Annotated in this window: 8 protein-coding genes and 1 rRNA gene; all 9 read left to right on the forward strand. The window is 46.9% G+C overall.

The annotated features are described in order from the left end of the window. Nucleotides 1–116: 116 nt before the first annotated feature. Entirely contained in the window at nucleotides 117–854 is a 738-nt protein-coding gene (locus ACWGOO_RS19145; RefSeq protein ID WP_452486006.1) for a Spo0B domain-containing protein, read from the forward strand. A gap of 13 nt (nucleotides 855–867) precedes the next feature. After that, on the forward strand, nucleotides 868–2,178 hold the full coding sequence (gene obgE, locus ACWGOO_RS19150) for a GTPase ObgE (RefSeq protein ID WP_452486008.1): 1,311 nt from the start codon (nucleotides 868–870) through the stop codon (nucleotides 2,176–2,178). Nucleotides 2,179–2,337: 159 nt separating this feature from the next. After that, nucleotides 2,338–2,775: an ACT domain-containing protein gene (locus ACWGOO_RS19155; RefSeq protein WP_452486010.1), complete on the forward strand. Its 438-nt coding sequence runs from the start codon at nucleotides 2,338–2,340 to the stop codon at nucleotides 2,773–2,775. A 44-nt stretch (nucleotides 2,776–2,819) separates the two neighbouring features. Next, nucleotides 2,820–4,106 (forward strand): homoserine dehydrogenase, encoded by a 1,287-nt coding sequence (locus ACWGOO_RS19160; protein WP_452486012.1) that lies wholly within the window; start codon nucleotides 2,820–2,822, stop codon nucleotides 4,104–4,106. Between the two features lie 29 nt (nucleotides 4,107–4,135). Then, nucleotides 4,136–5,104: a homoserine kinase gene (gene thrB / locus ACWGOO_RS19165; protein ID WP_452486014.1), complete on the forward strand. Its 969-nt coding sequence runs from the start codon at nucleotides 4,136–4,138 to the stop codon at nucleotides 5,102–5,104. Further along, nucleotides 5,101–5,997, forward strand: coding sequence for a prephenate dehydratase (gene pheA / locus ACWGOO_RS19170; RefSeq protein WP_452486016.1), 897 nt, complete (start codon nucleotides 5,101–5,103; stop codon nucleotides 5,995–5,997). The genes thrB and pheA overlap by 4 nt, the downstream gene beginning before the upstream one ends. Before the next feature lie 19 nt (nucleotides 5,998–6,016). Next, the gene (ilvE, locus tag ACWGOO_RS19175) at nucleotides 6,017–6,901 is read left to right on the forward strand and encodes a branched-chain-amino-acid transaminase (RefSeq protein WP_452486017.1); all 885 of its coding nucleotides are present in this window, start codon (nucleotides 6,017–6,019) and stop codon (nucleotides 6,899–6,901) included. Nucleotides 6,902–7,063: 162 nt separating this feature from the next. After that, nucleotides 7,064–8,692: a LysM peptidoglycan-binding domain-containing protein gene (locus tag ACWGOO_RS19180; protein WP_452486019.1), complete on the forward strand. Its 1,629-nt coding sequence runs from the start codon at nucleotides 7,064–7,066 to the stop codon at nucleotides 8,690–8,692. A 536-nt stretch (nucleotides 8,693–9,228) separates the two neighbouring features. Next, nucleotides 9,229–9,392 (forward strand): 16S ribosomal RNA (locus ACWGOO_RS19185); the annotation flags it as partial.

The raw sequence follows: 9,392 nt of genomic DNA on the forward strand, positions 1-9,392 counted from the left end.
CAATTTTGTCGGAGGCTTTTTTATATGATGGTAATGAACTGGAAAGTCAGTCTGTGCTATACTGGATTAAGGTTCTTCATTAATCCATTTTAATTATCGCAGAACGGAGAGAAGCTATGTTCCAGCGGATAAGAGCGCCTCATCTGGCGTTGGGTTCCATTCTGATTCCTTTGGTTTTTTCACTGCTCTATCCTGCAGCACTACCGATTATCATATTAGCCGCGTGGTCTGTTATTGCCGCCTGTTTTAGCATGTGGTATATACAGAGACAGGTTGAAGCTGAGCGGAAAGCTGCTTTGCGTTCTTTGGAGCGTACAGCTATCGCGGCTCTCAATCATCACCGGCATGACTGGATGAATGACTTGCAGGTGCTTTATGGCTATATTCGTATGAATAAGCATGATAGATCGGCAGCTTATGTGGAAACAATAAAAGGGCGCGTGGCGGAGGACAGTAAAATATCTAAGCTGGGTATTCCCTCGCTGGTGTTTTATTTGCAATCTTTTCGCGTGAGCGCCGGGAATTTACAGTTGATGGTTCAGGTTGAGGAGCATTTAAAGTTGGACGCTGTCATGTCTCCCGAAGACGGCGAGTCGCTTGCTTCGGCCGTCATAGAAACGGTGCGTGCGTATCAATATGGCGGGGGCCGGTCGTCCTGGGGAGAAGTGCGCAGATTGACACTTTATTTTGGTATGGATCAGAATGATGTTATCGTCCGGTTTGAAGGCAGTGACGTACCTGCTGATTTGAATTTGTTAAAGCAGGTCAGATCCGGACACGGAAGTGAACGCATTCGAACAGAGAAGCTTCCTACGGGAGAAATGCTTCAAATTCGAATGCAGTGTCAGATATAAGGAAGGTGTAACCATGTTTGTAGATAAAGCGAAGATTTTTGTTAAGGGCGGCGACGGTGGAGACGGACTGATTGCGTTTCGCCGTGAGAAATACGTTCCTGAAGGAGGCCCTGGTGGCGGTGATGGAGGTAACGGTGGAGACGTGATCTTCCGCGTTGATGAAGGCTTGCGTACCTTAATGGATTTTCGGTACCAGCGGCATTTTAAAGCTAAACGTGGAGAAAAAGGCCGCAACAAAAGCCAGCATGGAGCCAATGCGGATCATATGATCGTACGCATACCTCCGGGAACAGTCATCATGGATGATGATACGGGTGAAGTAGTGGCAGATATGACACGTCATGGTCAGCAGGTCATTGTAGCCAAAGGCGGACGTGGAGGACGCGGAAATATCCGTTTTGCCACACCAAACAATCCAGCGCCTGAGCTGGCTGAGAACGGCGGAGAGGGCCAGGAACGTTATATTACCCTTGAGCTTAAAGTAATGGCCGACGTAGGCCTGGTTGGTTTCCCTAGCGTAGGGAAGTCCACATTGCTGTCGGTAGTTTCTTCCGCAAAACCGAAGATTGGTGCCTACCATTTTACAACGATTACGCCTAATTTGGGTGTTGTGGATGTAGGCGACCATCGTAACTTCGTTATGGCCGATCTGCCTGGGTTGATTGAAGGAGCTCATGAAGGCATAGGACTGGGACATGAATTCCTGCGGCACATTGAACGGACACGTATCATTATTCATGTCGTGGATATGGCGGGTTCTGAGGGTCGTGATCCGTTTGAAGATTGGACTAAAATCAACGACGAATTAAAGCAATATAACGCGGTATTAGCCGAGCGTCCACAAATTGTGGCAGCGAATAAAATGGATATGCCGGAATCGGAAGAAAATCTGGCTCAATTCAAGGAGCAAATCGCTTCTGTTCGTCCAGATCTCGAAATTATGCCCATTTCCTCGTTGACACGCCAAGGCGTGAAGGAACTGCTCTATCGGGCTGCTGATCTGTTGGATCAAATACCGGACGAGCCAGTTGTTGAGGAAGTAGCGGAAGTGAATGAACGTAAGGTGTTTAAGCTGGATAAGGCAGAGGACGAAGGCTTTACCATTGTACGTGAAAACGATACATTCGTGGTGCACAGTGTCAAAATCGAGCGCATGATGAAGCGTATGCAGCTGAATTCGCACGATGCGATTTTAAAGTTAGCAAGAACATTGCGCCACATGGGTGTGGATGCTGAGCTGCGCAAGCGTGGTGCTGTTGATGGAACACCTGTACGCATTGCCGATTTCGAGTTTGAATTCGTGGAAGGCAGCAGCTATTATTAAAAATGAAATACTTGTCTGGAGTATGAACGGTTACTACGTTATAGGAAACCCTATAGACGGCAGTAGCCGTTTTTTTTGTACCGTTAGCTTGCCGATTGCTAGAAGTTTCGATATAATGTCCTCTATATAAAAACATAAGTCTTTGAGGAGAGGACGTTCGTGAAAGAGCGCTATTACTTGGTACGGGAAGATATTTTGCCTGAAGCTATCGTTAAGACGATCCAGGTCAAGTTGCTGCTTGCTTCGGGAGATGTTAAAACCGTGCATGACGCCGTGGAGCGAGTCGGGCTCAGTCGAAGCGCCTTTTATAAATATAAGGATGGCATTCATTTGGTCAACCAGCTGGAGCGTGAGCGAATTGTCAATATCTCCATTGATTTGGAGCATCAATCCGGCATGCTGTCCAGAGTGCTTGGCAGGGTGGCAGAATGCGAAGGCAATGTGCTAACGATCCAGCAGAGCATCCCGCTGCAAGGCATAGCTAACGTAGTCATTTCGGTAGAAATGTCCAGACTTAGTGAAGAGCTTGGGGTTCTGCTGGAGGGCCTGGAAACCATCTCCGGTGTTAAGCGAGTCCGCCTGATCGGGCAAGGTTAAGAGCTATGAAGCTCATTAAATATAAGTCAGCAGGAGGGGAATGGATGAAACCGGTCAAAGTAGGGTTGTTAGGATTAGGAACGGTAGGAACGGGAGTCGTTCGAATCGTGGAAGGAAATCAGGAAGATTTGAGCAGACAAGTCGGTTCGCCGATCATTATTGAAAAAATAGCTGTAAAAAATATAGAGAAATATCGTTCCATTGAAATCAATCCCACCAAGCTTACAGAGGACCCGTGGGAGGTCATCTGTGATCCAGAGATTGACGTTATTATCGAAGTCATGGGTGGTGTAGATCAGACGAAGAAGTACGTTCTGGAAGCGCTGGAGCGCGGCAAGCATATCGTAACAGCGAACAAGGACTTAATGGCTCTGCACGGCTCTGAAGTACTGGCGAAGGCGCAGGAAAAGCAGTGTGATATTTTTTATGAAGCAAGTGTAGCGGGCGGTATTCCAATTATTCGTACGCTGATTGAAGGCTTCTCCTCCGATCGCATTACTCGCATTATGGGGATTGTGAACGGTACAACCAATTTCATTTTAACCAAAATGAGTCAGGAGGGAGCTTCTTACGAGGAAGTTCTCAAGGAAGCGCAGGTGCTTGGATACGCGGAATCCGACCCGACTTCAGACGTGGAGGGACTGGATGCTGCCCGTAAAATGGCTATCCTCGGTACGCTCGGATTCCGTTCGAATGTAGAGCTTAGGGACGTAAGTGTTACTGGTATTTCAAAGGTATCCAGTGAAGATATCGCTTTTGCCAAAACACTGGGCTATGAAATGAAGCTGCTTGGCATTGCGGAGCGTCAGGGTGATGAATTTACAATCAATGTTCAGCCGACGATGGTACGTAAGCAACATCCTTTGGCCTCGGTAAACGGGGTATTCAACGCGGTTTATGTACACGGTGAAGCCGTGGGTGAAACCATGTTCTACGGTGCGGGCGCAGGAGAAATGCCGACAGCTACATCGGTTGTGGCCGATCTTGTGGCTGTAGTGAAGAACCTCAAGCTCGGCGTGAATGGGCTTAAGGCCATCGTACCTTATAACCCTAAAAAAATTAGCAGTGACGAGGACGTGTATTTCAAAAACTTCGTACTTCTGCATGTAGATGATAAGGCCGGAGTATTGGCGCAGATCACACAGGTATTTGCTGAATTCGACGTCAGTCTGGCATCTGTGGTGCAGCAGCCAAATGAGGTCAATCCAGATGCTGAAATTATTATCGTAACCCATTTGGCCAGTAAGGCGAGTATGAAAAAGGTTCTGGAGCATTTTGAATCTCTGGATGTCATTCGCCGCATCAAGAGTGTGTATCGGGTAGAGGGATAGTTCAAAAAAAGCAGGGGGGAATTGTCTGTATGACCATTTTGAAAACCGCAAGAGTGCGTGTGCCTGCAAGTACCGCCAATTTAGGTCCCGGTTTTGATACACTGGGCATGGCGTTGTCCTTGTATGCGTGGGTTGAATTGAAAGAATCCGGACAGACGGCTTTCCATTTACATGGGGATAAAATGAACGGTATTCCCCAGGATAAAACGAATCTGATTTATAAAGTAGCACAAATGGTTTTTCGGGAGGCTGGAATATCAGTTCCTGAGCTGGATATTTCGATGTATTCGGATATTCCACTTACCCGTGGTTTAGGCAGTAGTGCTTCAGCCATTGTGGGTGCGCTTGTGGCTGCAAATGCGTTGATCGGCTCACCTCTGTCTGATTCCAAGCTGTTTGACATGGCAAGTGCTATTGAACAGCATCCTGACAATGTGGGAGCCTCCTTGTTTGGCGGCATTATTACAGCGATGTGGGATGGCAAACATGCGAAGCATTTACGGTTTAAGCCGGATGCAAATCTGGAAGTTATGGTAGTCATTCCAGATTTCCAATTATCTACCTCCAAGGCAAGAGAGGTTCTACCCGCGCATGTATCCTTGAAAGATGCCGTATACAATGTGAGCCATGCTTCGATGCTCGTAGCAGCATTGGCATCATGCCGAACAGATTTGATCGCCGAGGCGATGCAGGATCGGCTTCACCAGCCTTATCGGGCGGCTCTTGTGCCGGGTATGACGGAGATTTTGCAGGATGCGCACCATTATGGTGCTTTGGGGGTCGCTCTCAGCGGAGCTGGACCGACATTGTTGGCATTGGCGGATCGCCGGGAAAACCGGAGATCGGAACTGGAACAGTATTTAACCGAAACGATGTGCAAAGAAGGAATCACTGCATCTGTTTTAAAATTGCGCCCAGAGAGCGAAGGCGCTAAAGTATATACGGATGAGAAAGAGATTCCTTTTATGGACATGATTAAAGGGGAATTTGCGATATGAAACGAATTGCACTTCTTCCGGAGGGAACGGTTTCTCATGAAGCGATTCGGTATTTGATAGGGGATACGCCCTATGAATTGCTGTTTTATAAGTATATAGCAGATGTATTTCAGGCTGTGGACAAGGGAAAGGCTGACTACAGTGTAATTCCGATTGAGAATACAATTGATGGCTCTGTAAGTCTGCATATGGATTGGCTTGTACATGAAGTGGACATTCAGATGCAGGCGGAATGGGTGCACCCTTCTATTCAAAACCTCATTGGATATCGCAGTGAATTTACCAATGACCAGGGCAAGCTGGATTTGAGCAAAGTGGTCAAAATTATGTCTCATCCTGTGGCGCTTCCGCAGTGTAAGAAGTTCATACAGACTACGGCTGCTCAGGCTGAGCTGGAGAGTGCAGGAAGTACGGCGGAAGCCGTCGAAATTGTTAAACATAACCCGGGCAGAGGCTGGGCTGCTCTGGGAACCAAGCTTGCGGCTTCCAAGCACGGATTGGATATTTTGGCCAGCAAGGTGACGGATCACGATAATAACTTTACCCGTTTTGTCCTGATCGGACATCAGCCTATCAGCCTCCCGCGTACACCTGAAGGTCAACGGACCAGTATTTTGGTGACACCACCGCAGGATTTTCCGGGGGCGTTGCATCAGGTATTATCTGCATTTGCGTGGCGCAGGTTGAATCTGTCACGGATTGAATCGCGCCCGACCAAAAAGCAACTGGGGAACTACTATTTTTACATTGAAATTTTGGAATCTCTGGATTCCGTCTTGCTTCCTGCAGCATTTGCAGAGATTGGGGCTTTGGGATGTCATGTGCGTATCCTTGGTTCCTATCCAAGCTACAAGTATGTTGAAGCAGCGATCGGACCTATTTTAGAACAATAATTTGGAGGTGCGGTTCTTAATGGCAGAACAGTGGATTTATCTGGATGGACAGCATGTAACTAAGGAAAATGCAAAGGTTTCGGTATATGATCATGGATTTTTGTACGGGGACGGGATATTTGAAGGCATTCGCATTTACAACGGTAATATTTTTAAATGCAAAGAGCACTTGGACCGTCTGTACGATTCTGCAAAATCAATTCAGTTAAATATTCCACTGTCTCCTGATGAAATGCTGGAAGCGATGGCAGAAACGATCCGGCTTAACGAGATGCGTAGTGGATACATTCGTCTGGTTGTATCGCGTGGTGTAGGAAATCTTGGGCTTGATCCTCTTCGCTGTCCGAAAGCAAGTGTTATCATTATCGTGGAGCAACTCGCCATCTATCCCGAGAAAGCTTATCTGACCGGGCTAAAGACGATTTCCGTCTCTCAGCGTCGCAACATTCCAGATGCTTTGAATCCGAAAATCAAATCGTTGAATTACCTCAACAACATCCTGGTGAAAATCCAGTCTAACTATGCTGGTGTGGGCGAGGCTATTATGCTAAATTCCCAAGGATATGTGACGGAAGGTTCTGCGGACAACATTTTTATCGTCAAAAACGGAGTGTTGTATACGCCGCCTTGCTATCTGGGAGCGCTTGAGGGTATCACGCGTAATGCTATTATCGACTTGTGCGCCGAGCTTGGTTATGCGCTCAAGGAGCAGCCTTTTACGCTGCATGATGTGTATGTCGCTGATGAGGTGTTCTTTACGGGAACTGCAGCAGAAGTTATTGCTGCTTATGAAGTAGATGGTCGTACGATTGGTTCCGGCGTTGCGGGTCCGGTGACTTTGGAGCTATTGGCCGAGTTCCGCAAGATCGTGGATCAAGATGGCTATAAAGTGTGGCAGGACTAAAGATAGTGGATCCTTTTGACTGGATGCCCGCAAGGGAATTCGGTTGAGAGGATTTTTTTGTTTGTATGGGGTCATTCGCCCGGGAAGTGCATAGGATGTAATAACAGAAGCCGGGCGTTTACCCTATCCTGCCCGAACGAATGTCTAGGAGGTTTGTGACCTGTGAAAATACACATCGTCAAGAAAGGCGACACACTGTACTTGCTTGCCCAGAAATATAATGTGCCACTGGAAAAAGTGATTGCGGCCAATCCCCAATTGGCTGACCCGAATCAGTTAAGTATCGGTGAGAAAATCAAAATTCCGGCAGACCCTGTTGCGATGCAAGAACAGCCGTCAACGGTTTATCAGCACAAAGTCAAGCAAGGTGATTCGTTGTGGAAGTTGTCCAAGGCATGGGGAGTCCCGCTCAAGCTAATTATTGATGCCAATTCCCAACTTAAAAACCCGAACGCTCTACTGGTCGGGGAAACCGTCAATATTCCTCAATACAAAGGGGAATCATCCAATCCTGCTACAGACAAAAAAAATACCGGAGTCAAACAAGAGATGACGCAACCAAAGTCCGAGTCGCCAGCCGAGCCATCAAACAAACAACAACTCACTCAACCAAAAGAAGAACTCACTCAACCAAAAGAAGAACTCACTCAACCAAAAGAGCAACTAACTGAGCCGAATATGGAAAACGTGTCTAAGCCTAACGAGCAGTGGACGCAGCCTAATGAAACCGTGAATCCTCCCAAGCTTCCCGAATTAAAGCTACCCGAGGTACCTGTGCCTGCGGCACCTGTAAATCCTGCTCCACCTCAACCTGTAGCTTACCAACCGGTTCAGCCCAAGCCGCAGTTGCCTGTAAATGTTGAGCTAAAGCCTGTAGCTGAGAAATTTTGCGGTTGCACGAGCTCGGAGCCAGCGACCAATTCCCAATGGCTAGTACAACAGCCGACGCATGATTACAACCCACCAGCAAGTACGGCACCAAACTCATGGTACCCGGGCATCGGGGCTGCCCAGCTATGGGAGAATGCTCCAGTAAATACTTCCTTTGTAGAGCAGTGGTCTCCTTCCGTAGCCCCTAACCAGGGATATCAGCATGACTGTGAACACCCATGGAGTTGGGGACCTGTACAAACAGCGCCTATAAATGTCCAACCGACACCATATCCTGTTTATCCGGACTGCACGTCCTCGGGGTATCATCCAACCTATGAAGCGGCTGAGAATACATCTTATCCTATCTATCCTCCATTTATCCATCAAGGTTATCCGCAGCATCCTGAGAGTGCAGTCCAAGGCAGTCAGTGGGAGCATGAATGGGGACCACCTCATCACGGTCTACCTACATGTGGGTATGTATCCGACTATAGCCAGTTACAAGGACAACAGTCGGTGAATCTCCCGCATCATAAGTTCGCCCATGAAAATGCACCTGTGTATCCATTAGAGGGGTATACCACCCCTTATATGTTTTTGCCTGACTGCGGCTGCCGGGAGGGGAACGTGGATTCAGTACCAGCATTCCCTGGAACACAGGGAAATGGCGAAAATCTGAATATCAGTTCCCAAAACCAAGTTAATTCTGCTTCTGCCCAGCATAAATATAGCAACGTGCGTAAAGGCAAGGGGAAAGATACTTCCGGCAGTATAGTCAAAGAAGAGACATCCAAAGCCAAGGTTTCGGGTAAAAATGGTACTGCTAAAAATCGAAAGTCTCGCAAGGCGGTAGCAGCGGTTTCCCATTCTTCTGCTCGTAGTACCCACTCTCGCAAAAATCCCTGGATTAAGGACTGACAAAAAGGGAATTTAAAAGTAGAGATAAACTTTATGAAGGTGAAATCAGCCTATGATTAACCCAAAAGTGTGAAATGATAAAATAGAGAAACTGTTATTCCTCAGAAACGGAATGACAGTTTTTTTTCGATTAGCAGCAAGTGAATTTGGGCATAGGAAACCAATTTAAAAAAGGTGTTGCTAAGTATAAGAATAATATGATATATTCTTATAGCTGTCTTTTCTGAGATAGTGAGCAACACAAAGCAGAATAAAGATATTAAAAAATTCTCTTGAAAAAAAAAGTGTTGCAAAGCTTTAGAAAACATGATATATTAATTAAGTCGCCGCTGAGATGCGATGGTGAAACAAAGTAAGAACAAGAGCAAGACATCATGCAAGTTTGATCTTTGAAAACTGAACAACGAGTGAGTAAATCGCGAAGGTTTCGGACATGCCGCAAGGCTGAACGGAGCTGGAGCAAAAAAGAGATATTTTATCTCGTCAGTTTCAACATGAGCTTATCGCTCTTTCTATATACCAACTTCGGTTGGTCTTTAATGGAGAGTTTGATCCTGGCTCAGGACGAACGCTGGCGGCGTGCCTAATACATGCAAGTCGAGCGAGGTTGTTTTAGAAGCTTGCTTCTAAAACAACCTAGCGGCGGACGGGTGAGTAACACGTAGGCAACCTGCCCATGAGTCTGGGATAACTACCGGAA

Source organism: Paenibacillus sp. NPDC055715 (genome assembly GCF_053617595.1).